This window comes from Corallococcus caeni, assembly GCF_036245865.1.
Taxonomy (GTDB): domain Bacteria; phylum Myxococcota; class Myxococcia; order Myxococcales; family Myxococcaceae; genus Corallococcus; species Corallococcus caeni.
The window spans coordinates 1254343-1276816 of the sequence record NZ_BTTW01000001.1; the positions used below are offsets into that span (position 1 = coordinate 1254343).

The 22474-nt window shown below is 71.8% G+C and carries 22 protein-coding genes; 8 read left to right on the forward strand and 14 right to left on the reverse strand.

Annotation, left to right across the window (positions count from 1 at the left end):
• Positions 1-12 precede the first annotated feature (12 nt).
• Positions 13-483, reverse strand: coding sequence for an FBP domain-containing protein (locus AABA78_RS04935; RefSeq protein ID WP_338261871.1), 471 nt, complete (start codon positions 481-483; stop codon positions 13-15).
• A 135-nt stretch (positions 484-618) separates the two neighbouring features.
• On the opposite strand from AABA78_RS04935, the gene AABA78_RS04940 reads away from it, so the two are divergent.
• The 3 genes from AABA78_RS04940 to trxA all read left to right on the forward strand — a co-directional run bounded on the left by AABA78_RS04940 (position 619) and on the right by trxA (position 2982).
• Positions 619-1593: an Ig-like domain-containing protein gene (locus tag AABA78_RS04940; RefSeq protein WP_338261872.1), complete on the forward strand. Its 975-nt coding sequence runs from the start codon at positions 619-621 to the stop codon at positions 1591-1593.
• A gap of 85 nt (positions 1594-1678) precedes the next feature.
• The gene (locus tag AABA78_RS04945; protein ID WP_171411751.1) at positions 1679-2560 is read left to right on the forward strand and encodes a LysR family transcriptional regulator; all 882 of its coding nucleotides are present in this window, start codon (positions 1679-1681) and stop codon (positions 2558-2560) included.
• Between the two features lie 95 nt (positions 2561-2655).
• Positions 2656-2982: a thioredoxin gene (gene trxA, locus AABA78_RS04950; RefSeq protein ID WP_120523852.1), complete on the forward strand. Its 327-nt coding sequence runs from the start codon at positions 2656-2658 to the stop codon at positions 2980-2982.
• A 3-nt stretch (positions 2983-2985) separates the two neighbouring features.
• Here trxA and AABA78_RS04955 read toward each other — a convergent pair whose 3' ends face one another.
• The 3 genes from AABA78_RS04955 to AABA78_RS04965 are packed head-to-tail and all read right to left on the reverse strand — an operon-like array spanning position 2986 to position 6474.
• Positions 2986-4824, reverse strand: coding sequence for a DHHA1 domain-containing protein (locus AABA78_RS04955; protein ID WP_338261874.1), 1839 nt, complete (start codon positions 4822-4824; stop codon positions 2986-2988).
• Positions 4825-4834: 10 nt separating this feature from the next.
• The gene (locus AABA78_RS04960) at positions 4835-5413 is read right to left on the reverse strand and encodes a TlpA family protein disulfide reductase (RefSeq protein ID WP_338261875.1); all 579 of its coding nucleotides are present in this window, start codon (positions 5411-5413) and stop codon (positions 4835-4837) included.
• Positions 5410-6474 (reverse strand): CFI-box-CTERM domain-containing protein, encoded by a 1065-nt coding sequence (locus AABA78_RS04965; protein WP_338261876.1) that lies wholly within the window; start codon positions 6472-6474, stop codon positions 5410-5412. Before AABA78_RS04965 ends, AABA78_RS04960 begins: the two co-directional genes overlap by 4 nt.
• Before the next feature lie 113 nt (positions 6475-6587).
• On the opposite strand from AABA78_RS04965, the gene AABA78_RS04970 reads away from it, so the two are divergent.
• The 3 genes from AABA78_RS04970 to AABA78_RS04980 all read left to right on the forward strand — a co-directional run bounded on the left by AABA78_RS04970 (position 6588) and on the right by AABA78_RS04980 (position 8648).
• Entirely contained in the window at positions 6588-6875 is a 288-nt protein-coding gene (locus tag AABA78_RS04970) for a hypothetical protein (protein ID WP_171411698.1), read from the forward strand.
• Positions 6876-6991: 116 nt separating this feature from the next.
• Complete coding sequence (locus tag AABA78_RS04975; protein WP_338261877.1) at positions 6992-8227, forward strand: S1C family serine protease; 1236 nt, start codon at positions 6992-6994, stop codon at positions 8225-8227.
• Between the two features lie 151 nt (positions 8228-8378).
• A complete protein-coding gene (locus AABA78_RS04980) occupies positions 8379-8648 on the forward strand; it encodes a vegetative protein (protein ID WP_338261878.1) in 270 nt (89 codons plus the stop codon).
• Between the two features lie 37 nt (positions 8649-8685).
• Here the strand turns inward: AABA78_RS04980 and AABA78_RS04985 are convergent, their stop codons facing one another.
• On the reverse strand, positions 8686-9426 hold the full coding sequence (locus tag AABA78_RS04985) for an RNA methyltransferase (protein WP_171411695.1): 741 nt from the start codon (positions 9424-9426) through the stop codon (positions 8686-8688).
• Positions 9427-9498: 72 nt separating this feature from the next.
• Here AABA78_RS04985 and AABA78_RS04990 point away from each other — a divergent pair, with 72 nt between their 5' ends.
• Together AABA78_RS04990 and AABA78_RS04995 are read left to right on the forward strand one after the other, a co-directional pair.
• On the forward strand, positions 9499-10068 hold the full coding sequence (locus AABA78_RS04990) for a hypothetical protein (protein ID WP_253894810.1): 570 nt from the start codon (positions 9499-9501) through the stop codon (positions 10066-10068).
• Between the two features lie 79 nt (positions 10069-10147).
• Entirely contained in the window at positions 10148-11104 is a 957-nt protein-coding gene (locus AABA78_RS04995; RefSeq protein ID WP_338261879.1) for a phosphoribosylaminoimidazolesuccinocarboxamide synthase, read from the forward strand.
• A 31-nt stretch (positions 11105-11135) separates the two neighbouring features.
• Here the strand turns inward: AABA78_RS04995 and purB are convergent, their stop codons facing one another.
• The 9 genes from purB to AABA78_RS05040 form a co-directional block, all read right to left on the reverse strand.
• Positions 11136-12449 (reverse strand): adenylosuccinate lyase, encoded by a 1314-nt coding sequence (gene purB, locus AABA78_RS05000; RefSeq protein WP_171411692.1) that lies wholly within the window; start codon positions 12447-12449, stop codon positions 11136-11138.
• A complete protein-coding gene (locus tag AABA78_RS05005; RefSeq protein ID WP_338261880.1) occupies positions 12446-13405 on the reverse strand; it encodes an ABC transporter substrate-binding protein in 960 nt (319 codons plus the stop codon). The genes purB and AABA78_RS05005 overlap by 4 nt, the downstream gene beginning before the upstream one ends.
• Positions 13402-16275 carry a protein kinase domain-containing protein gene (locus AABA78_RS05010; protein ID WP_338261881.1) on the reverse strand — a complete coding sequence of 958 codons (2874 nt, stop codon included), beginning with the start codon at positions 16273-16275 and terminating at the stop codon, positions 13402-13404. Before AABA78_RS05010 ends, AABA78_RS05005 begins: the two co-directional genes overlap by 4 nt.
• A 114-nt stretch (positions 16276-16389) precedes the next feature.
• Positions 16390-16845, reverse strand: a complete 456-nt coding sequence (dut, locus tag AABA78_RS05015; protein WP_171411689.1) for a dUTP diphosphatase — start codon at positions 16843-16845, stop codon at positions 16390-16392.
• A 76-nt stretch (positions 16846-16921) separates the two neighbouring features.
• Positions 16922-17932: a M23 family metallopeptidase gene (locus AABA78_RS05020; RefSeq protein ID WP_338261882.1), complete on the reverse strand. Its 1011-nt coding sequence runs from the start codon at positions 17930-17932 to the stop codon at positions 16922-16924.
• An 11-nt stretch (positions 17933-17943) separates the two neighbouring features.
• On the reverse strand, positions 17944-18741 hold the full coding sequence (locus AABA78_RS05025; RefSeq protein ID WP_338261883.1) for a hypothetical protein: 798 nt from the start codon (positions 18739-18741) through the stop codon (positions 17944-17946).
• A gap of 445 nt (positions 18742-19186) precedes the next feature.
• Positions 19187-21343, reverse strand: coding sequence for a polyribonucleotide nucleotidyltransferase (pnp, locus tag AABA78_RS05030; protein ID WP_338261884.1), 2157 nt, complete (start codon positions 21341-21343; stop codon positions 19187-19189).
• Between the two features lie 405 nt (positions 21344-21748).
• On the reverse strand, positions 21749-22018 hold the full coding sequence (gene rpsO / locus AABA78_RS05035; protein ID WP_014398807.1) for a 30S ribosomal protein S15: 270 nt from the start codon (positions 22016-22018) through the stop codon (positions 21749-21751).
• A gap of 125 nt (positions 22019-22143) precedes the next feature.
• Positions 22144-22473 carry a hypothetical protein gene (locus AABA78_RS05040; RefSeq protein ID WP_171421125.1) on the reverse strand — a complete coding sequence of 110 codons (330 nt, stop codon included), beginning with the start codon at positions 22471-22473 and terminating at the stop codon, positions 22144-22146.
• Position 22474 lies beyond the last annotated feature (1 nt).

Consider the following 22474-nt stretch of genomic DNA (forward strand, 5'->3'; position numbering starts at 1 on the left):
GGGCCCGCCTCCTCACGCGTCGGAGTCGGGCTCCATGCCCAGTGCTTCGCGAGCGAAGCGCGCCATGCGCTCAATCAGGTGCGCGTTTTCGTCCAGGGTGCTGCGTCCGGCCCTGTCCGCCTGGGCCTCCAGCCGCTCACCGCAGCGCAGGTCCAGGCAGAGGTTCACGCCCACCCGGCGCTTCGAATCCACATCCGTGGTGAGCAGGCCAATCTCCGCGTCCGTGGACGTCCAGCACCAGTCACACATCTTGGGTGCCAGGGTGGGGTCCCCCTGCTGATCCCGACGGAAGGCGATGCCCGTGGGTTGCTTGCTCCCCGGCGCGACGAACACCAGGAAGACGCGTACCCCATACGGATCCACCCACGCGAGGTAGTCCCGCACGAAGAGCGGGAGCCGGGTGCCCTTGGGCAGCTCGACGTACTTGCGATCCCTGGAGCGGAATGCGCGCAGCAACTCTTTCTCTGACTCGATGCGGAACATGGCGTTCGCTTCCCTGCCTGCCTTCAAGAACGTGCTGAACGTGCGTCAGCCTGACTTGTCCATCCCCTCAGGACACTGGGTTGAAATGACCACCGCATACCAGTTTGGCAGGCACCCGTGTTCCGAGGTTCCCCCATGCACCTTCCCTTACGACTCGTGCTGCCCGTGCTGGTCATCGGGCTTGGAGGCATCGCCTGCGGCGATGAGGCTTCTCCCGCCCCCAACACCCCTCCGACCGTCAGTGGTCCCACGGTCCAGGCGTCGAGCGTGACTTCCGGCACGCCCGTCGCGATGACGCTGGAGGCGTCGGATGCTGACGGAGACGCGCTCACCTACACCTGGACACAGCTGCCTGCCTCCCCAGCGGGCACCTTCGACAACCCCTCCGCAGCCCAGCCCTCCTGGACCGCGCCCGACGTGAACAGCACCCAGAGCTTCACGCTGAAGGTGACCGTGAGCGACGGCCGGGGCGGCTCCAACGAGGGCACCATCGACGTTACCGTGCGCAAGAGCAATCAGCCGCCCACCGTGAGCATCTCCGCGCCCACGTCGCTGGTGGCTGGAGCGACTGGCACGCTCACCGTCACCGCGAGCGACCCGGACGGCGACCCGCTGACCTACGCGTGGACGCAGACCTCCCCGAGCACGGCGGGCACCTGGGTGGGCGGCACCACCGGCCCGAGCGCGCAGTGGTACTCGCCCGTCGTCGCGACCCAGACCGCGTTCACCTTTTCCGTGAGCGTCTCGGATGGCGTGGGCCTGCCCGTGGTGCGGACCGTCACCCTGCCCGTGTCGGTGCCCCGCTACGGCACGGACGTCCAGGCCGTGTGGGGCTCCGGGGAGTGCACGAAGTGTCACGGCAAGGCCGGCAACCTGAACCTCGCGGCGGACAGCAGCCACGCCAACCTGATCAACGTCACCGCCAGGGACTGCGGCACGCTCATGCGCGTCACGCCCGGCGCCCCGGACCAATCGGCGCTCATCCGGAAGATGGAGGGCACCGGGTGCGGAGACCGCATGCCCGCCGGCAAGCCGGAGTACTTCGATCAGCACCCGGGACTGAACGTCCTGGTCCGCTCGTGGATCCTCGCGGGCGCGGCCAACGACTGACGGCCGTGCGCGAGAGGCTCGCGCCCCTTCCTGCCGGGGCATAGGCTCGGCCCTCGTGGCCGCCAACCCGCCCCTGCTGGATGACATGCTCCTCTTCGCGGAGGTGGTGGCGGCGGCCAGCATCACCTCCGCGGCGGAGCGCCTGGGCCTGCGCAAGTCCACGGTGAGCCGCCGGCTGGCGGCCCTGGAGGAGCGCCTGGGCATCCGGCTGCTCGAGCGCAACACGCGCAGGCTCCGCCTCACCGAGGCGGGCCGCGACTACCACGCGCACTGCGCACGGCTCGTCGCCGAGGCCCGCGAGGTGAACGCGGCCGTCAGCGAGTCGCGCGGCACGCCCCAGGGGACGCTGCGCATCGCCACGCTGTCCCTGCTGGGCGAGCTGCTCACGCCCGTCATCGCGGAGCTGCTGCTGCACCAGCCCCGGCTGCGCGTGGAGGTGTCGCTCGCGCAGACGCACGTGGACCTCATCGCGGAGGAGTACGACCTGGCGCTGCGCACCGGGCCGCTCGCGGATTCGTCGCTGATGGCGCGCAGGCTGGGACGCGTGCGCACGGGCTACTACGCCAGCCCCAGCTACCTGAGCCGCCACGGCACGCCCCGGACACCCGAAGCGCTGACGGGCCACGAGTGCATCCTCCTGGCCGAGTCCGGCACCGACGAGGTGTGGTTCTTCGGCGAGGGCAAGAGCGCGCGCACGGTGCCGGTGACGGGCCGCCTGCGCGTGCCCAGCGAGCGCGCGGGCCAGGCTGCGGCGCGCGCGGGCCTGGGCATCGTGCGGCTCGCGGCGTCGCTGGTGGCGGACGACGTGCGCGCGGGGCTGCTCGTCCCGGTGCTCGCGGCGGACACGCCCCCGGGCCTGCCCATCTTCGCCGTCTACCCGAGCAGCCGGCAGTTGCCCCTCAAGGTGCGCGCCTTCCTGAAGCTCCTCTCCGCGCGCGGCGCCGCGCTCCCGTGGGAAGAGGAATAGGGCTCCTGGCGGAACAATGCGTCCCGCGCGGGGTGCTCGTCCGCGCCCCCGCCCGCGATTACATCCCCTGCACACGAAGCGCAGGGAGGATGGACATGGCTGGCAACGTCATCGAATTGGGCGACGCGGAGTTCCAACGCGAGGTGCTGGAGTCGCAGGAGCCGGTGCTGGTGGACTTCACCGCCACCTGGTGCCCGCCGTGCCGGGTCATCGCGCCGGTCATCGACACGCTGGCCGCCGAGTACAAGGGCCGGATGAAGATGGTGAAGCTCAACGTGGACGACCACCCGAGGACGCCCGAGCAGTACGGCATCCGGGCCATGCCCACCCTGCTGTTCTTCAAGGGCGGGAAGGTGGTGAAGCAGGTCGTGGGCGCCGTGCCGAAGGCGAAGCTGGAGGAGGCCGTGCGCCAGGTCCTCTGACGCTCAGCCGACACCGCCGGACGGCACCGGCCCGGCCAGCCGCGACTCCACGAAGCGCCGGGTCGCGGTGAGCGCCGCGTCGATGCCGTCCGCGCGCGAGCCGCCACCCCAGGCCACCTCCGGAGAGCCGCCGCCCTTGCCGTCCACGCAGGGCGCCGCCTGGGCCATGAGCTGACCCGCGTCCACGCCCCTGCCGCGGAGCGCCTCGCTCGCGGCCGTCACCAACACCACCTTGCCGCCGCGCGTGGCGGTGAGCACCACGCCCACGCTGCCCGCCGCCTGCCGCAGCGCCTCCACCAGCGCCTTGAGGTGCGGGGCCGGCGCCTCGCCCAGGTGCGCGACGACGAGCGACGTGTCGCCCCAGCGCGTCGCCTCCTGGAGCAACTGGCGGGCCTGGTCCTCGGGCGGCGCGCCCACGGGCGCCGCGGCCTGCACGGGCTTGCGGCGCGCCTCCTGCTCCAGCCGCGTCAGCCGCTCGCGCAGGGCCACCACGCGGGGCATGGGCTGCGGCCAGTTGTGCAGCGTCTGCGACAGCGGCGAGAGCGCCTGCAGCCGGGCCTCGCCCTCCAGCCGGGCCGCGGACTCCAGCGCCGCCTCCAGCGCGTCCACCTGCTCGCGCAGCGCCCGGGCCGCTTCGCGCGGCGTCTGGCCCGTGGGCGGCGTGAAGGGCAGCGTGAGCGGACCGAAGCCGACGGCCGCCTCCCCGTCGATCTTCTTCAGCATGGCGTTCGCGGCGGGCCGCACCCCGCCGTTGACGTAGCGCTGCAGCGTGCGCCACGCGTACTGGCGGAAGCCCGACAGGTGCTTCACGTGGAAGGCGGACCACCGGGGCACCGGCTGGGAGCCGCGCAGGCTCTTGAACGGATCCGAGCCCGGCCCCAGCTCGATGGTGAGCCCCACCTCCAGCGCGTCCTGCATGAGCCGGTGCACGAGCCCGCGGTACAGCCCCAGCTCCTGCGGCAGCGCCAGGTCGTAGCCGAACATGGGGGACCAGACGACGTCCTGGCTGGTGTGGGTGGCGTAGAAGCCATCCACGCGTCCGTTCTTCACCGCGAGCTTGTACTGGAAGAGCCCCTCGCGCAGCGTCCACGCGAAGAGCTCCTCCGTGTAGTCCAGCGTGGAGTGGTACTTGTCCGCGTTGAGCGACCGGTACAGCTCCCGCAGCCGCGGCGCGCAGTCCGGCATCTCCCGCCCGTCCACGATGCGGTAGCCCGCGGCCTCCAGCAGCCGCCCGTCGCGGCGCCGGTTCTCCCGCACCTGCCGGCTGACATCCTGCGTGGGCAGCGTCATGCGCGTGTGCGCCGCGTACACGAAGCCGTAGTCCCGCGCGGCCAGCGTGTTGAGCAGGGGCGACGCGCTCGCGGGGTTGATGGCGGGGAACACGATGGCGTGTCCGGGGAACTGCTCCACCAGGAAGGCGGTGAGGCGCTCCACCTGCGCTTCATCGAGGCTCACGTGCAGGTTGCGCAGCACCAGCCAGTGGTCCACGTAGACGCACTTGTCGATGCGCGCCGCCTTCAACATCGCGCCCAGCGTCCGCATGGCCCCGCGCATCACCACCGCGCGCGCCGCGCCGTACGCCTCCGCCGTCACCGCCGCCACCGGCAGGCCGATGTAGCGCACCCACGTCGAGTGCAGCGGCGAGTTGTCGTACTCCGCCTCGTTGATGGCCAGCGGGATGCGCAGGTCGTCCATCGCCACCAGCCGCAGGGTGGTGCGGTCGCTGAGGAAGGGGGTGCTGCCGCGCTTCATCAGCGGGACGAAGTAGTCGCGTGCCAGCCGCGCTTGCGGCGTCTGGGGCCAGGAGCACGCGTCGACGGTGTCCGCGTCGTAGAGGGTCATGCCCTCCAGTCTAGCGCTTGAGGGCGCGCTCGATGCGGCGGCGCAGGCCGTCCTCGGACAGCATGCCGCGCTGGGCGTCCATCACCTTGCCGTCGCGGTCCAGGAAGTAGAGCGTGGGCAGCGCGTTCACCTGGAAGGCCCGCGCCACGTTGTCGTCCGCGTACACGACGTACGGGCGCAGCTCCGGCTGGAAGCGCTGGAGGAAGTAGTCCACCTCCTGCGGCGCCGTCGGGCCGTCGTCCCGGCTGGCCGCCACGAACACGAGCCCCTGGGACTCGTACTCCTTGGCCAGCTTCACCAGGGAGGGCATCTCCTCGCGGCACGGCGGACACCAGGTCGCCCAGAAGTCGAGCATCACCACCCGGCCCTTCAGGTCCGACAGCGCCAGCTCGCCGCCCGCGTGCTTCGTCATCTGGAAGGACGGCGGCGACGCCCCGTCCGGCACCAGCCGCGCCCGCTGCGCCTCGCGCACGCCCATGAACGCCAGCGCGGCCAGCCCCAGCACCGCCACCACCGCCAGCGCCGTCTTCGCGCCATCCCCGCGCGCGCCCGGCGGCTTCGTCCCCTCGGTTCCAGCCTGCTGTGTCATTCGCGCTCCCTCCGTGTCAGGCGGCCGTGCACCCGCGTCAGGGCCCAGCGCACCCCGGCCTTCACCCGCGGCCGGCGCACCACCCACGCCGCCAGCGGAGGGCCCCAGTGATAGTACCCGTCGATGAACCCCTGGCCGAGCCGGCTCTTCCGGAGCACGTCGTCCCGGAACGCCCGGAAGGCCGTGAGCTCCGGCGCCCCCTCGCCAAAGGCCGCCGTCACCACGAAGCACGACGACGCGGGGCTCACCCACATCAGCTTCCCGTTGGTGAGGTTCACCACGGCCTTCAGCTCGCGCTGCTCCGTGTAGAGGAAGGCCAAAAGGTCGCGCCGGGCCGCCGGGAACTCTTGCCCGCTCGCCTCCTCGAAGTCGATGCGCGTGGTGACGGCGCTGCCCACCTCGTCCACCGTGAAGCGGTAGCGCTTGGAGCTGCGCCGGTGCTCCACCTCCAGCGCCCGCAGCTCCCCGAAGTAGGCCAGGAAGGGCACCCGGCACGCCGGGCAGACGAAGCGGTGGTAGGCGTGCGTCGGGATGAAGGCGTAGTCCCCCATGCGCTTGCAGCCCGTGTTGGGGCAGACGAGCTTCACGGTCGCCTGGGGCGCGTTGCGCGGGTCGTAGCGGGACTGGCCGCTGCCCTTGTCGAACACCGGCGGCGGCCGCGACGGCTGGCCCACCATCTGCCGGGTGGGGTGCGCGGCCCGCTCCAATTCCTGGGCCCGGCGCCACGCCAGCTCCGCCGCCTCCAGCCGGCCGTCCGCGGTGTGCACCAGCGCCTCCGCGTGCGCGCGCAGGGCCGCCACCAGCCGGTCCACCAGCGGCGACACCGCCGGCTCCCGGGCCACCGCGAAGGCCTCCGCCAGCACCCGCTCCATCTCCGGCAAGAGCGCCTGGGCCGCCTTGCGCGACGGGTCCTCCGCGCGCCGGTACACCGGGGGCTCCGGCAGTTTCGCGAACAAGGCCGAGGCCTGGGCCCGCACGCGCTCCAGCGCGGCGTCCCCCCGCCCCACGTCCAATCCCGCCGCCCGCGTCTGGGCGGCCCTGATGAGTTCTTCGGGCTGCAAGCCCGTGGACCTTAAGGGCCCCCAGGCCCCCTGTCAGCGACTCCCGAACCCCCTGTCAGGAAACTCGCCATGCGTCCGGGGTCGATGTAAGACGACGTAGGAGGATGTGAATCATGGGCGTGTTGAAGTTCCTGGTCTGGACGACCTGCGCGGTGGGACTCGGCGTCTTCCTGGCGCGGGGCAACGTGGACGGCCGTTCGCCGCTGGAGCACATGGAGCGCACCTGGAAGCGCACGGTGAGCCCCTCCACGATGGACAAGGTGAAGGGCAGCGTGGAGGGCGCGCTGGAGGACGCGAAGGGTGCGGTGTCCCAGAAGTCCGCCAACGCCTCGGGCCCGCGCGAGCGCATCACCGCCGAGGACCGGGCGGCCATCGACAACATCATCGCCAAGAAGAAGTAGGCGTCGTCGCGCCACGGGGCCGGTTGCTGATCGCAAGACTCCCCCTTCCGCCCGCCCTGCCCCGTGCCTAGGTTGCGCCGGGGCGTTGGGTTGGACGGTGGTGGAGAGGCGGGCCCATGGGTTGGACGCAGGTCGGGGGCGTCATCAGGGTGGCGGTGCTGGCGTGCGCGCTGGGAGCAGCAGGCAGCGCCGCGGCACGGACACCCGACAAGCTTTGGCTGGAGGCGCGCAACCGCGCCGTCTCCCGGCAGCATTCCAACATCAGCGACGTGGCCCGCAAGGCCATGCCGGCCGTGGTGTCCATCACCACGCGCCAGGACAGCGCGGACGTGGCCCCCGGCGAGGAGCCCCAGCGCGGCATCGGCTCCGGGTTCATCATCCATCCGGACGGCTACATCCTCACCAGCGCGCACGTGGTGGACGGGGCGTCGGAGGTCTCCATCTCCATCCGCAGCGCGAACGGCTACGTGGAGGAGTTCCCCGCCACGGTGGTGGGCGAGGACGAGCGCACGGACTGCGCGCTCCTCAAGGTGGACGCGCCCCGGAAGCTGCCGGTGCTGAAGCTGGCGTCCGCGTCCCACGTGGGCATCGCGGACTGGGTGGTCGTCATCGGCAACCCGTTCGGGCTGGCGCACTCCGTGACGGTGGGCGTGGTCAGCTACCTGGGCCGCACGGACGTGACGCCCAATGGCCGCGACGGCGACTTCGACTACGTGCAGATCGACGCCTCCATCAACCCGGGCAACTCCGGCGGGCCGGTGCTGGACCTGCACGGCGACGTGGTGGCGGTGGCCAACGCCGTCAACGTGTCCGGCCAGGGCATCGGGTTCGCCATCCCCATCGACATCGCGAAGACGGTGATTCCGCAGCTCAAGACGCACGGGCGCATGCGCCGGGGGTGGATGGGCATCAGCGTGCAGGACTTCTCCCCGGAGGTGGCGCAGGCGTTCAACCTGAACCCGCGCGGCCGGGGCGTGGTGGTGACGGACGTGGTGGATGACGGCCCCGCGGACCGCGCCGGCCTGCGGACGGGCGACATCATCCTGAACATGGACCGCCTGTCCGTGGAGCGGGCGCACACCCTGCGCTGGCAGGTGGCCGCGCGCGGCGTGGGCCAGCACATCCGGCTCAACCTGCGCCGGCTGGGCCGCCCCATGACGGTGAAGGTGAAGCTGGAGGACCTGCCCCTGGTGGAGGCCCCGCCCGCCACCCTGGCGTCGGGGAGCACGCCGAGCGAGCACGCCGCCGGGGCCCGCTCCGTCCTGGAGGAGCTGCTGTCCCCCGTGCCGCGCACCCAGTCCGGCCGGTCCGGCGGCATTCCCAAGGCCGAGGACGGCCTGGCCGCCCCCTGACGGACGGGGCCTCCGGGGCCCCGCCGGGCCTCCAGGCTCCTTGCGTTCCGCGAAACCCGGCGATACACCGTCCGCCTTCACATCGTGGCGGATCCACCCACAGGTGGCGCCGCGGGTCTTCCAAGCATCGATTCGCAGGAGAGTCCGTACCATGGCCGAGGCCACCCAGACGACGAAGCTCACCCATTGGCCGCGCACCGCCAAGGGCAGCGGCAAGAAGGCGTGCACCGTGGAGGGCTGCAAGCGCCCCTACCGCGCGAAGAGCTACTGCTTCTTCCACTTCAAGAAGTGGCGCCAGGGCGACCTGCCCCACTCGCGCTACCGCGTGTGCTCCAAGCCGGAGTGCCGCATCAAGACGATGAAGGCCGGCCTGTGCGAGAAGCACTACGCCGAGACCTACAAGAAGGACGCGGCGGCTTAAGTCGCCCCGGCTGTTCCGTGTGGCGCCGGCCCCCCGCCTACCCGCGGGAGGTCCCCGGCGCCACCGCGCGGCCCAGATGCTTGAAGGCGTTGAGCCACAGCTCCGCCTCCCGCTGGGTCAGCCGCGCACGCATCAACGTCCGCTCCAGCTCATGCAGCACGTGCTGCGGCGCCTCCGGGTTGAGGAAGTCCGCCGCTAGCATCGCCGCGCGCATGCGCCCGCTCAGCGCGTTGAGCGTCCCCAGCCGCGCGCCGGCCTCCTCCTCTTGAGGGAGCACGGGCGCCTCCGTCAGCCCCTGCCGGTGGCAGAGGTACAGGAGCACCGCGGAGGACTGCGCCAGGTTCATGGACGGCTGCACGTCCTCCGTGGGGATGACGAGCAGGTCCTGGCAGTGGGTGAGGTCCTCGTCGGACAGCCCGCGCTGCTCACCGCCGAACAGGAGCGCCACCCGCCCCCGCCTGCTCTCCTCCGCCAGCCGGCGCGCCGCGTCCTCCGGCGTCAGCGGGGCGCGCTTCTCCACCTGGGTGCGCGACGTGGTGCCCACCACGTACACGCAGTCCTCCAGGGCCTCCGCCAGGGTCGGGGCGACCCGCATGCCGGAAAGGATGTGGCCGCTCTTCACGGCCATCCGCTCCGCCAGGCTGAAGTCCCGGACGATGGGCTCCGACAGGACGAGGCGTTCAAAACCGAAGTTCGCCATGACCCGGCAGACCGCACCCAGGTTGTCGGGTGAACGGGTCTGATGAAGGACGACAGTCAGCTCCGCACCTGGACGCATGCCCCGGAGTTTAGCTGGTGGTGCGTCCGCGTGATCGGTATATTCCCGGTGATGCGTCGCTGGGTCCCTGGCTTGCTTCTGTCGCTGTCGCTCCTCACCACCGCGTGCGGTGGCGCGGGCACGCCCGTGCGTCCGTCGCTCACGGCGCGGCAGGCGTTGAGCAGCTCGCCGGAGGTCGTGGAGTTCGAGTCCCCGGCCGTCCGCCTGGAGCTCTTCCGGGACATCGCCCGCCAGTCGGAGCAGGAAGCCGGGCAGTCCGCGCAGGGCGTGGCCCTCTTCCCCATCATCCAGGGCAACGAGTTCGTCGCGGCGCCGGGCTTCGAGTCCCGCGCGGACCTGCTCCAGCCGCCGGACGCGGGCAGCGGCCTCCAGTTCGTCTTCGACGCGCGGACGGGCGACCGTTGGCCGGAGGACCGGCGGGAGAGCCTGCAGGGCCTGTCGGAGCGCGAGGCCGCGGAGCTGGTGGCGCGCACGCTACTGGCCCTCTGGGACATCCAGCCGGAGGGCGCGGTGCAGGTGGACCGGGCCGCGGGCGCGCCGTATGCGGTCGCCTACGTGGACGGCATCCTGCGGATCAACCCGGCGTTCCTCTATCTGGCATCCGCCTACGGTCCTGCTTCCATGGCGGCGGGCCTCCAGTAGAGTCGCGCGCCTCATGAGCTGGCCCCGCTCCCCCGCCCCTTCCCGGCGGTGAGTGGCCGGGCCACGAGGCGCCTCCGACGTGAACACCTCCGCCCTCCACGCGCAACTCACCCACACGCTTCGCCAGACGGACCTGCCGTCGCTCGGCACGCCCTACAAGGGCAAGGTCCGTGACACGTACCGCAAGGGCGACACGCTCATCCTCGTGACGAGCGACCGCCTCTCCGCGTTCGACCACGTGCTCACCACCATCCCCTTCAAGGGCGAGGTGCTGAACCGCCTGGCGGCCTTCTGGTTCGACCGCACGAAGCACATCGTCCCCAACCACGTCCTGGACGTGCCCGACGCGAACGTCACCGTGGCGCGCGCCTGCCAGCCCTACTCCGTGGAGGTCGTCGTGCGCGGCTACCTCACGGGCAGCCTGTGGCGCGACTACGAGAAGGGCACGCACACCGCCTACGGCGTCCCCTTCGCCGAAGGGCTGCGCAAGGACAGCGCGTTCGAATCCCCCATCCTCACGCCGTCCACCAAGGCCGAGTACGGCAAGCACGACGAGCCCATCTCCGAGGCGGAAATCCTGTCGCGCGGGCTGGCCACGCCGCGTGACTGGGCCCGCATCACGGAGGCCGCCCGGGGGCTGTTCCTGGAGGGCCAGAAGTGGGCGCGCACGCGCGGCCTCATCCTGGTGGATACGAAGTACGAGTTCGGGAAGGTGGGCGACGAGCTCTTCGTCATCGACGAGATGCACACCCCGGACTCCAGCCGCTACTGGGTGGCGGACGAGTACGAGGCGCGCTTCGCGAAGGGCGAGGACCAGAAGATGTTGGACAAGGAGAACATCCGCCAGTGGCTCATCCGCGAGCGGAACTTCTCCGGCCACGGCGCGCTGCCCGCCATCCCGGACGACGTGCGCGTGGACCTGGCCACCAAGTACGTGGCCGCCTACGAGCGCATCACCGGCACGTCGCTCGCGCTGACGCCCGGCGACGTGCACTCGCGCATCGAGGGGAACCTGCGGGCGAAGGGCTACCTCTAGCCCCCTCGCCCGTCTGAGGCCGCGCGGCTTTTCAGCTGGCGCGGCCGAAGACGCGCTGGAACACCGCGTCCATCTGGCGCGTGTGGTAGCCCGGGGAGAAGCAGTCGGAGACCTCCTCGGGCGTCATCATCTTGAGCAGGTCCGCGTCGTTCAGCAGGGCCTGCCGGAAGTCCACGCCCTCCTCGAACATCCGCATCGCGTTGCGCTGGACGACGACGTACGCGGCCTGCCGGTCCATGCCCTTGCGCGCCAGCTCCAGCAGGAGCCGCTGCGAGTTCACCACGCCGCCCAGCAGGTCCAGGTTCTTCTTCATCTGCTCCGGGTAGACGCGCATGTTCTCCACCAGGCCCGCGAAGCGGTGGAGCATGAAGTCCAGGAGGACGGTGGCGTCCGGGCCAATCACGCGCTCCACGGACGAGTGCGAGATGTCCCGCTCGTGCCACAGCGCCACGTCCTCCATGGCGCTCACCGCGTAGCCGCGCAACAGGCGCGCGAGCCCCGTGAGGTTCTCCGACAGGATGGGGTTGCGCTTGTGCGGCATGGCGCTGCTGCCCTTCTGTCCCGGCGTGAAGGGCTCCTCCGCCTCGCGAACCTCCGTGCGCTGGAGGTGGCGGATTTCGACGGCGAACTTCTCCAGGCTCGCGCCGACGAGGGCGATGGCGGTGAAGAACTCCGCGTGCCGGTCGCGCTGCACCACCTGGCTGGAGGCGGGCGCGGGCTTCAGGCCCAGCTTCTGGCAGACGTGCTCCTCCACCGACGGCGGCAGGTGCGCGAACGTGCCCACCGCGCCGGAAATCTTCCCCACGGCGATGGTGTCGCGCGCGTGCACGAGGCGCGTGCGGCCCCGGCGCAGCTCGTCGTACCAGATGGCCAGCTTGTGCCCGAAGGTGATGGGCTCCGCGTGGATGCCGTGGCTTCGGCCCATCTGCAGCGTGTGCTTGTGCTCGAAGGCGCGCTTCTCCACCGCGGCCATCACGCGGTCCATGCCCTTCAGGAGCAGGTCCACGCTGTCGCGCAGGGTGAGCCCCAGCGACGTGTCCAGCACGTCCGAGGACGTCATACCCAGGTGCAGCCAGCGGGCGCTGGGCCCCACGCGCTCCTCCACGAAGGTGAGGAAGGCGATGACGTCGTGCTTGGTGGTGCGTTCAATCTCCTCGATGCGCGCGGCGTCCGCCTCGGTGAAGTCACCGGCGCGGGCGAGGCAGTCCGCCAGCGCGTCCTTGGGGGCGAGGCCTTGCGCGACCATGCCCTCCAGCGCGGCGAGCTCCACGTCGCGCCAGCGGCGGTAGCGGGCGACGTCGGACCAGAGGGAGGCCATTTCGGGACGGCTGTAGCGTGGAATCACTCGTAGACCTTCACGGCAAAGTCCCGGCGCGCCGCGAACCGGAGCACTTCCAGCGCGACGTCACAGGACGGACCTGACTTCTTCGCGGCGGTGAGGTTGAACGAGAGGTCCAGGCCTTCGGGCCGCGCCACCGCCAGCGCGCCGGGGTCGACCTTCTCGTGGACGATTCGGTTGGCCAGCCTCCCCGCCTGCTGACCGAGCGCCAGCGGGGCTGGCGCGAGGGCCAGCGTCGCGCCCTCCTTCACCTGGCTGGCCGTGAGCGCCACCAGCGGCACCTTGCGGGAGGCACTGAAGGCGATGAGCGCCTGGACGACGGAAGCGTTGCCCACGGTCTTGTCCGCAACCATCAAGAGCCCGTCCACCTTCCCCGCCGCGCCCTCCAGCACCTCGCCCACCCGCTCCTGCGCCTCCACGGCCAGCGGGACGATGGTGAGGCCCAGGGCCGCGCCAGCGGAGCGGGCCTGCGCCACCGCGCCCGCCGAGGAGCGCGGGTCATGCAGGATGCCCACGCGCTTCGCCGCGGGAGCCACGGCCTTGAGCGCGGCCAGCTCCGGTCCGAAGTCGCTGGTGAGCGCGATGCCGGTGACGTTGGGCGCCTCCAGGCCGTACTTCTCGTGGTACGGCACCATGGCGAACAGCACGGGCACGTCCTCGCCCAGCGAGCGGCGCGCGGCGTTGGCGGCCAGCGGTCCCAGGGCCAGCACCAGCGCGGGCTTCTGCGCGGCCAGCGACTTGAAGACGCGCGCGGCCTCCGTGGGGCTCTCCTCCAGGGTCAGCTCGGTGACGTCCGCGCGGGCCTCGGACGCGAAGCCGGCGAGGAAGGAGGCGTACGGCGCCAGGCTCGAGGACTTCACGGCCACCACGCGGGGCCGGGCAGGACTGCGCGGCGTGGCCTGCGCGAGGGCGACAGCGGGCAGGAGGAGCGTGAGGAGCGCGAGCCTCCGGAGGGTCGTCATCGCAGCACGTTCTGGCAGCAGCGGAAGCCCACGTCCGGGGCCTTCAGCGACACGGCCCCCCGCCGGCGCGCGGCGCACCGGGCGGTGTCGCCAGGCGTGTTGAAGGCGCCGCCCTTGATGAGCCGGTCCTCGGTGTCGGGGTAGTTGGAGGCGGTCCACTCGGCGGCGTTGCCGGACAGGTCCACCGCGCCGTAGCCGGAGCGGCAGGCCTGATGTGCCCCGGAGGACGCCAGGGCTCGCGTGGTGCCGTCGGTCGTTCCGGTGTTGCAGGCCGTCTGCGCCTGCTCGTCACCGGAGGAGAAGCGCGCGTTGCCGGGGCCCTTGCAGGCCTTCTCCCACTCGTCCTCCGAGCACAGCCGCTTGCCGATGCCCTCGCAGCTGGACTTCGCGTCGAGCCACGTCATGTTGACGCGAGGCTTGCGGCCGGACTGGTTGGGGAACTCGAACTCGTCGACGCAGAACGAGTCCACCATGACGCTGTCCATGCGCATCTCGTCGGTGGAGCCGGACGCCTGGAGGTCCTCCGGGGACGCGCCCTTCTTGAAGCTGCCGCCGCTCACCAGCTTCATGCCGTCCGGACAGTGGTCCGCGGCCATGATGCCGCCCGCCGCGGCGGTCGCGCCGGGCATGGCGGGCGTGGGGCTGTTCTTCGCGGCCTGGGCCTGACGCACGCGCAGGTAGAGGTAGCCACCGCCCGCGCCCAGCACGACGCCGGCCACCGCGAGGATGATCATCCACATCATCGAGCTGGGGCCGGAGCGGGCCGGCTTCGCCTGCGTGGCCCGCGTCGTGGGAAGCGTGTGCAGCCCGGACACCGAGGGCGGCAGCCGGCGCGCCGAGGAGCGGACACCCGACACGTCAGGAGGGGGTTCGCCCTTGCGCGGGCGTCCCGCCGAGGAGTTCTCGCTCTGAGCGCCGGAGGAGCGGACCGCGCCCTGGGCCGCCGACGCCCGGGGGCCGCGAGCGTTCACCGACGACACCGCCCCCGAGGCCCGGGGGTTGCGGCCACCGCGGCTGGAGGAACGGGACTCAGAAGGCTCGTCGTCATCGGAACCCCGGCCGGACCGTGACTCCGTGGCGGATGCATCCGAGTTGCGATTGCTGGACCGGCCGTCGGAAGCGTCCGCACCGCGACCGGAGCGACCGTCGCTGGACGCTTCACCACGACCGTTGGAGCGCCCTTCGGAGCGCCCATCGCTGGACGCGGCTTCACCGCGACCGTTGGAGCGCCCTTCGCTGGACGCTTCACCCCGGCCACCGGAGCGGCCTTCACCGACAGCGGCTTCGCCACGGCCGCTGGAGCGCGCGTCGCTGGCCGATGCCTCACCGCGCCCCCCACCCGACTCCGAAGCACGGCCACCGCGTCCATCGCCAGCGGCATCACCGCCACGGCCCGAGGACCGGCCCTCGGCCGCGCCCTCCGCGGAGCGGGCCCCACGCGGATCCGCCGGGAACGACGGCTCCTCCGCCTTGGCGAAGATGCGCATCACCGGCTCGGCGGCCTTGGCCGGAGCCGCTCGCGGTTCATCGCCCGCGCGCGAGGCCGCCCGCGCCTCCTGCTGCGTCGCCGCGTCGGGGGCCTGGCCCAGCAGCCGTGGGTCCTGCGCCGCCTCCGCGCCCCTGCGTCCCGCCGGGGCCACCGCGCGCATCTCCTGCTGCGTCGCGGCGTCGGACACGGAGCGCGCTTCAGGCCCCGTGATGTAGTCCAGCGCCTGCGCGTTGGAGCCCAGGATGGCCGCCAGCGTCGCGGCGTCCAGCGGCTGCGTCGCATCCGGTGGAGGCTCCTCCTCCCGCGCCGGGATGGGCGCGGCCGGCGTGGGCGCGGTCGCCACCGGCAACATGCCCGTGGGCACCGGCGGCAGCGGCTTGCTCGCCGCCCTCGCGGCCACCACGGCCGCGGGCAGCGCCCCCGACGCAGGCACCGCGCGCTGCCTCGACGCCGCGGCCGGATGCCGCTGCACCAGCGCGGAGAACTCCGCGTGCAGCTCGCCGCCCGACTTCGGACGGGCCAGGGGGTTCGGGTTGAGCGCGCGCCGGTAGAGGGACTCGAACGCGGGCGGCAGGTCCGGATGCCGCACCGACACCTCGGGAACGCCGCCGTCCTCCGGCAGGAGCCCCGTCACCATCTCGCCCATCAACACGCCCAGCGAGTACACGTCCATGCGCGTGTCCAGCTCCGCGCCATTCACGTACTCGGGAGCGATGTACGCCGCCGCCCGGTGCCCCTTCTGCGCCTGCACGAAGGGCAGGTGCGGCACCGCGAGCCCCAGCCCGTAGTCCGACACCTTCAGCATGTCCGGCAGGACGAAGACGTTCTCCGGCTTCACGTCCGAGTGCGGCCCGAAGCGGTGCGCCCCGTCCAGCGCCGCCGCCATCTGCGCCAGCAGCGGCTCCACTTCCTTCAGCGAGAACAGCTGCCCCTTCGCCGCGCGCTGCTCCATCATCCGGCGCAGCGTGAGCCCTTCCAGCAGCTGCATCGTGAAGAAGGGCCGGTCCCCGTCCACGCCCTCCTCGTACACGCGCACCAGGTTGGGGTGGTTGAGCTTCTTGCCCACCCGCATGGACAGCGCGAACTGCGTGCGCTCCTCCGGCTGCTGCACCAGCCGGGGCTGGATGACCTTCAGCGCCACCTCCACGTCGATGGCCTGGTCCTGCGCGCGGAAGACGAAGCCCAGCGGCCCCGACCCGACGACCTCCTGGATGGCGTAGCGGTCCGCGACGACGTCGCCCGGCCTGTAGGGCGCGCCCTCCGCTCCCTTCCGGCGCGCGGCCCCCGCGGCCTGACGCGCGGCCGCGTCCAGCTTCTGGCCACACGTGGCGCAGGTTTCACTCGTATCGGGGACGTGGCTGCCGCAGCGGTAGCAGAGCAAAGCAGTGAAACTCCGGAACAGGGCCGCGGGGGGGCGGCCTTCCCGGCGGACGGCCGGGGGCCTCCATTCTGCCCGCTCCGGAGCCGTTGAGGAACGACGTTGCGCACCGGGCCGTCAGCGGCCCGTGGACCCGAAACCGTTGTCACCCCGGGAAGTCACTTCCAGCACGTCCACCTCGCGCAGCGCCGTGGCCGTCACCGGGGCCACCACCAGCTGGGCCACCCGGTCGCCCCGACGCAGGGTGAAGGGAGTGTTGGACAGGTTCACGAGCAGCACCTGCACCTCCCCCCGGTAGTCCGCGTCCACCGTCCCGGGAGAGTTGAGGCACGTCACCCCATGTCGCAGCGCCAGCCCCGAGCGGGGCCGCACCTGCCCCTCGAAGCCCGGGGGGAGCGCGAACGCCAGCCCCGTGGGCACCGCCATCCGCTCCAGGGGCTGGAGCACCCGCTCCCCGTCGATGTCGGCCCGAAGGTCCAACCCGGCCGCCAGCTCCGTCTCGTAGCGGGGCAGGGGCAGCGGGTCCGGATGCGAGCGCACCCGGCGCACGGGGACGGTCAGCGTGGGGTCCATGCCTCCTGCCGTACCACGCACCCCTCCCCCCCTCCATTTCCTGGCCCCGACGTCACGGGTCGTGTGGCCCCTGCCCTCACAGCTCGGTCGCGCCGTCCGCCACGCGCAGGGCGGTGCGGAACCCGAACGGGTCCACCGGCCGCGCGGCCAGCTCCAGCTGGTAGTGCAGGTGCGGCCCGGTGGACCGGCCCGTGCTGCCGGACAGCGCGATGGCCTGCCCCTTCACCACGCGCGTGCCCGGCTTCACCAGGAGCTCGGAGTTGTGGCAGTACGCCGTCGTCACGCCCCGCCCGTGGTCCAGCACCAGCACGCGGCCGTTGACGGAGTCCTCGCTCGCGCGGCGCACCACGCCAGCGGCCACCGCCGTCACCGTCGTGCCCGAGCGCACCGCCAGGTCCACCCCGGTGTGCATCCGGCGCGTGCGCAGCGTGGGGTGGACGCGGTAGCCGAAGGGGCTCGTCACGGGAGCGCTCTCGGCCACCGGCCACCCGAGCATCAGCGCCGTGGACAGCGCCAGCGCCTGCGCCGCGCCCACGGAGGAGCCCTCGAAGCCCGGCGGTAGCTGCTTCGCCAGGCGCTCCAGGCTCAGCGCCCCGCCCTCCGCGTCCACCCGCTGCAGCGCGAAGCGCGCGGGCACCCGCCCGGCGAACACCGCCGTCACCCGCGCCTCCTCCGACGGGAAGTCCGCGGCGAGCGCGTCCATCAGCCGCCGCGTCGCCGCCGGGCCGCGCACCGGATCCACCAGCGTCTCCGGAGCAATGCCCTCCTCGCGGGCCAGGGCCAGCGCGGGCTCGCGGGCCTTCGGGTCCAGGGCCTTCAGCGCCGAGTGCGTTCCCCACGCCAGCGCCTCCGCGCTCGTGGGCACGCGCGTGAGCATCGCGGCGGGCAGCGCGTCCGGCACGGGCACCGCCGTGCCGCTCACGCCGTCGTAGTACGCGAGCAGCGGCCGGGCCGTGGTGCGCGTGTGGAAGGCCCAGGCCCCCGCGCGCCGCAGCAGCGCGCCCGCGGGCGTGTGGTGGTACGCGCACCACACGCACAGGAGCGCGAAGGTGAAGTCCAGCAGTCCCCGGGCGCGTCGAGCGAACATGCGTCAGGGCCTCAGCGCAGGAAGGACAGCACCGGGGCCGCGTCCCACGCCGCCGCGAGGCCCAGGGGCGCCACCAGCAGGCACCCCACGAGCCCGCGAGTCCACGCCCGCCGGGGGCCCGCCGCTTCACACGCCGCGTCCGCGTGCTGGAGGTTGCGCAGCACCGCGCGCCAGCCCAGCGACACGCTCACGCCGCACAGCGCCGCCACCGCCAGTCCCCGGGCCGCCCAGTCCGAGGCCACGTCGCCGAAGAGCGGCCGCCACGACAGGTACACCGTGCCCTGGACCAGCCGCGCCACCGTGCACGCGCCCGCGAGCACCACGCCCGCGGTGGCCAGCGGCCGCACCCACCGCATCGGCGTGGGCCGCCGCAGACAGCGCCGCAACAGCGCCTTCCACGAGGAGGACTCCGGAGCGGACGCCGTCACCGGCCGCCACGGCTCCACGGGCCGGGAAGCCTCCACCTCGCGGTAGCCGAGCGCGGGCAGCGCCAGGAGCAGGTCCGCCGCCAGCTCCCAGCCGAGTGCCAGGGCCCGCGCCAGCCGGGTGCGCGTCTCCAGCGACACCCAGTCCACCAGGGACGCGGTCGCGGGGAACTGGCCCACCCACGCATCGAACGCGGAGTCCAGCCGGTCCACCACCGTGAGCAGCCGGTCATCCAGCGTGTCCGCCGCCGCGTGCACGCCCACCGCGACCAACGCGAGCAGGCCCAGCGGCATGAACGCCCAGCGGAACGCCCCCAGGAACCGGGACACGTCCGTGAGGAAGCTGCTCGAAGGCTCCGAGGAGCTGGATGGGTAGGACGGCATGGAGCGCCTCCGGGCGGTCCCCCATCAACGCGGGAAGCCCTCCCGGGGTTTTAAGCCTCCCGCCGCCCAGGACGAAAACACCGCGCGATTCGGAACCAGGCCCCGGGCATCCCCACGGCCCACCTTCCGCCGAAGCCGTCCCAACGGGTCCGACTGTCGGACAGGTTTCCGCTGCGCGGGGGGACCCGCCACCCTCCAGCCCCGGGGCTCCCAACGGGTCCGACTGTCGGACAGGTTTCCGCCGCGCGGGGGGAGCCGCCACCCTCCAGCCCCGGAGTTCCCAACGGGTCCGACTGTCGGACAGGTTCTCGCGGTGCGCCTCCGGAGGCCGGCCCCCTGCCCGCAACGACAACGCCCCGCCCCTTCGCGCCCGGAGGCGGGAGGAGACGGGGCGCTTTCCGGAAGCGGCCTTCCTTCAGGGAGGGCCGCTACGCGGGGGCCGGACTCAGGCCTTCGCGTCCGGCGTCGCCGCCGGGGCGGCGGCCGCGGCCGGGGGCGTGCCCTGCGCGGCGGTGCGCTCGGCCATGGCCTCCTTGCGGGACAGGCGGATCTTGCCCGTCTTGTCGATGCTGACGACCTTCACCAGCACCTCGTCGCCCTCGCTCAGCACGTCCGACACGCTCTTCACGCGCTTGTCGGACAGCTCGGAGATGTGGATGAGGCCGTCGGTGCCCGGGAACAGCTCCACGAAGGCGCCGAACTCGGCGATCTTCCGGACGGTGCCCGTGTAGATCTTCCCGATCTCCGCCTCGCGCGTGAGCGCCTGGATCATCGCGATGGCCGCCTTCACCGCCTCGCCGTTCGCGCTGGCGATGTCCACGCGGCCGGTGTCCTCGATGTTGATGGCCGCGCCCGTGCGCGCGATGATGTCCTTGATCACCTTGCCGCCCGGCCCGATGACGTTCTTGATGAACTCCGGACGGATCTGGATGGTGGTGATGCGCGGCGCGAACTGGCTGATCTCCTTGCGCGGAGCGCTCAGCGTCTTCGCCATCTCCGCCAGGATGTGCTCGCGGCCCTGACGCGCCTGCTCCAGCGCGCGGCTCATGATCTCCGTGGTGAGGCCGGTGATCTTGATGTCCATCTGGATGGACGTGATGCCCTTGGACGTGCCGCAGACCTTGAAGTCCATGTCGCCCAGGTGGTCCTCGTCACCGAGGATGTCCGACAGGATGGCGATCTTCTCACCCTCCTTCACCAGGCCCATGGCGATGCCAGCGACCGGCGCCTTGATGGGCACGCCCGCGTCCATCAGCGCCAGCGTGCCACCGCACACGGACGCCATGGAGGACGAGCCGTTGGACTCGAGGATCTCCGACACCAGACGCACCGTGTAGGGGAACGAGTCGCTGGCGGGAATCATGTTGCGCAGCGCGCGCTCCGCCAGGGCGCCGTGACCCACCTCGCGACGGCCGGGGCCGCGCAGGGGCTTGGTCTCGTTCACGCTGAACGGCGGGAAGTTGTAGTGCAGCATGAAGCGCTTGAAGGCCTGGCCGCTCAGCAGCTCCAGCCGCTGCTCGTCCTCGCTGGTGCCCAGCGTGACGACCACGAGCGCCTGCGTCTCGCCGCGGGTGAACACCGCGCTGCCGTGCGTGCGGGGCAGCACGCCCACCTCGTTGGTGATGGAGCGCACCACGTTGTGCGGACGGTCACCGATGCGGCCACCGTTCACGGTGAGCTCACGCATGTGGTCGTACTTCAGGTCCTCGATGACCTGCTTGGCGTGCTTCTCCACCTGCGGGGTGAACTCCGCGCCCATCTTCTCCTTGAGCGCAGCGATCGCCGCCTTCTTCACCTTGGAGAGCGCGTCGTAGCGGGCCGCCTTCTCCTTGATGGCGTAGCCGGCCTTCACGCCCTCCATCGCCAGGGCGCGGACCTGGTTGCGCAGCCCCTCGTCGATGGTGGCGGGCTTGTCGTAGGCGCGGACCTGCTTCTTCAGCTCCGTGCGCAGCTGGTCCTGCAGGTCCAGCGCGGGCTGGGCGTTCTGACGGCCGAACTCCAGCGCCGCCACCATGTCCGCCTCGCTGACCTCCTCCGCGCCACCCTCCACCATCACGATGGCCTCGCGGCTCACCGCCATGACGAGGTCCAGGTCGCTCTGCTCGCGCTGCTTGGCGGTGGGGTTCGCCACGAACTGGCCGCCCACGCGGCCCACGCGGATGCCCGCGATGGGGCCGTTGAACGGGATGTCCGACACCCACAGCGCCGCGGAGGCGCCGGTGATGCCGTGGATGTCACCCTCGTTCTCCGGGTCCGCGGAGATGACGGATGCGATGACCTGCGTCTCGTAGGCGTAGCCTTCCGGGAACAGCGGACGGCAGGAGCGGTCCACCAGACGGGAGGCCAGCGTCTCCTTCTCCGTCAGGCGGCCCTCGCGCTTGAAGTAGCTGCCCGGGATGCGGCCCGCCGAGTACAGCTTCTCCTGGTACTCCACCGTGAGGGGCAGGAAGTCGACGTCCTTCTTCTCCCGCGCGCTCACCGCGGTGACGAGCAGCATGGTGTCGCCGTAGCGGACCACCACGGAACCGTCGGCCTGCTTGGCCAGACGGCCCGTCTCGATGCTCAGCTCGTTCTCACCAATCTTGACGCTCTTCTTCAACATGTCGTGTGGCCTCTGTGCCTGCTTCGCGTGCGAGGACCCTTTGACAGCCGCGGCCCGCCCACGTGCGTGGGGCAGGAGCCGCCCGTAAAGGGGCCCTCTGGGATTGAGCGGTCGCCAGGGCCTGAAGCAGGCACATGCCAGACGAACGCTGCCTGTACTGCGGAAACGGGCTCCGTTGCGGAGCGCCGGAGGGATGGACCAGACCTCTTGATCCCTGATCACACCCGCCCACCCCAGGACTTCAGGTCGGCCGGTCTGAACGGAAACCAAAAGAGCCCGCCTCCACCTCTCCCTCGCCCACTCCTTCGCCCATGTTCCGCGCTTCTGTTCTGCAAACCGTGCTGCGTGCTGCCCAAATGCACGGGGCGCTGGTGGTGTGCCAGCGCCCCGGGGACTTCTCGAGGACTACTTGCGGATGCCGAGGCCCTCGATGAGCTTCTTGTAGCGGGCCACGTCCTTGGACTTGAGGTAGTCCAGCATGCGGCGGCGCTGACCGACCAGCTTCAGCAGACCGCGGCGGGAGTGGTGGTCCTTCTTGTGGGTCTTGAAGTGCTCGGTGAGCATGTTGATACGCTCGGACAGCAGCGCCACCTGCACCTCGGGCGAGCCGGTGTCGGACTCGTGGGTGCGGAACTTCGTGACCAGCTCGCTCTTGCGTTCCTGATGCAACGACATGGGCTTCTTCCTGAATCCCGCTCCGGGGTGACCGCTCGTGCCGCCTGGGTCCGCGGAGGGGTACAGACCCGGCCTCATGGTCCTTCTAACGAGCGGGCCGCTTATAAGCTTCACCCCCTGGAGGGTCAACCTTCGCCGCCCGTCCGTCCGCCCTTCGGGGGCCGTGACAGTGCGAAGACGTACAACCGGCAGCCGCCCGGCATTCCGCCCCCGCCCGGGGACAGCTCCCGGGCGGACGCCTCGTCCAGGGCCACGTGCAGGTACAGGCCCCCCGGCTCGCCGCCGTCGCCCGCCAGCAGCTGCCGGGTGCGCGGGTACAGCCGCAGGAGCGCCTCCACCACGTCGCCAATGCCCGCCGCGGCGGGGACGCCCAGGGACAGCTCGCGCCGCCCGTCGAAGGCGCCCCGGAGGGCCGGGGCCACGCTCACGGAGATGTCATGGGTGCGGGTGGCCACT

Coding starts and splice junctions, on each gene's coding strand:
- AABA78_RS04940 (WP_338261872.1), top strand. CDS start 619: ATGCACCTTCCCTTACGACTCGTGCTGCCCGTGCTGGTCATCGGGCTT.
- AABA78_RS05020 (WP_338261882.1), bottom strand. CDS start 17,932: ATGTTCGCTCGACGCGCCCGGGGACTGCTGGACTTCACCTTCGCGCTC.
- AABA78_RS04960 (WP_338261875.1), bottom strand. CDS start 5,413: ATGACACAGCAGGCTGGAACCGAGGGGACGAAGCCGCCGGGCGCGCGC.
- AABA78_RS04975 (WP_338261877.1), top strand. CDS start 6,992: ATGGGTTGGACGCAGGTCGGGGGCGTCATCAGGGTGGCGGTGCTGGCG.
- rpsO (WP_014398807.1), bottom strand. CDS start 22,018: ATGTCGTTGCATCAGGAACGCAAGAGCGAGCTGGTCACGAAGTTCCGC.
- AABA78_RS04935 (WP_338261871.1), bottom strand. CDS start 483: ATGTTCCGCATCGAGTCAGAGAAAGAGTTGCTGCGCGCATTCCGCTCC.
- AABA78_RS04970 (WP_171411698.1), top strand. CDS start 6,588: ATGGGCGTGTTGAAGTTCCTGGTCTGGACGACCTGCGCGGTGGGACTC.
- AABA78_RS04985 (WP_171411695.1), bottom strand. CDS start 9,426: ATGCGTCCAGGTGCGGAGCTGACTGTCGTCCTTCATCAGACCCGTTCA.
- AABA78_RS04945 (WP_171411751.1), top strand. CDS start 1,679: ATGCTCCTCTTCGCGGAGGTGGTGGCGGCGGCCAGCATCACCTCCGCG.
- AABA78_RS04955 (WP_338261874.1), bottom strand. CDS start 4,824: ATGACCCTCTACGACGCGGACACCGTCGACGCGTGCTCCTGGCCCCAG.
- trxA (WP_120523852.1), top strand. CDS start 2,656: ATGGCTGGCAACGTCATCGAATTGGGCGACGCGGAGTTCCAACGCGAG.
- AABA78_RS05025 (WP_338261883.1), bottom strand. CDS start 18,741: ATGCCGTCCTACCCATCCAGCTCCTCGGAGCCTTCGAGCAGCTTCCTC.
- dut (WP_171411689.1), bottom strand. CDS start 16,845: ATGGACCCCACGCTGACCGTCCCCGTGCGCCGGGTGCGCTCGCATCCG.
- AABA78_RS05005 (WP_338261880.1), bottom strand. CDS start 13,405: ATGACGACCCTCCGGAGGCTCGCGCTCCTCACGCTCCTCCTGCCCGCT.
- pnp (WP_338261884.1), bottom strand. CDS start 21,343: ATGTTGAAGAAGAGCGTCAAGATTGGTGAGAACGAGCTGAGCATCGAG.
- AABA78_RS04980 (WP_338261878.1), top strand. CDS start 8,379: ATGGCCGAGGCCACCCAGACGACGAAGCTCACCCATTGGCCGCGCACC.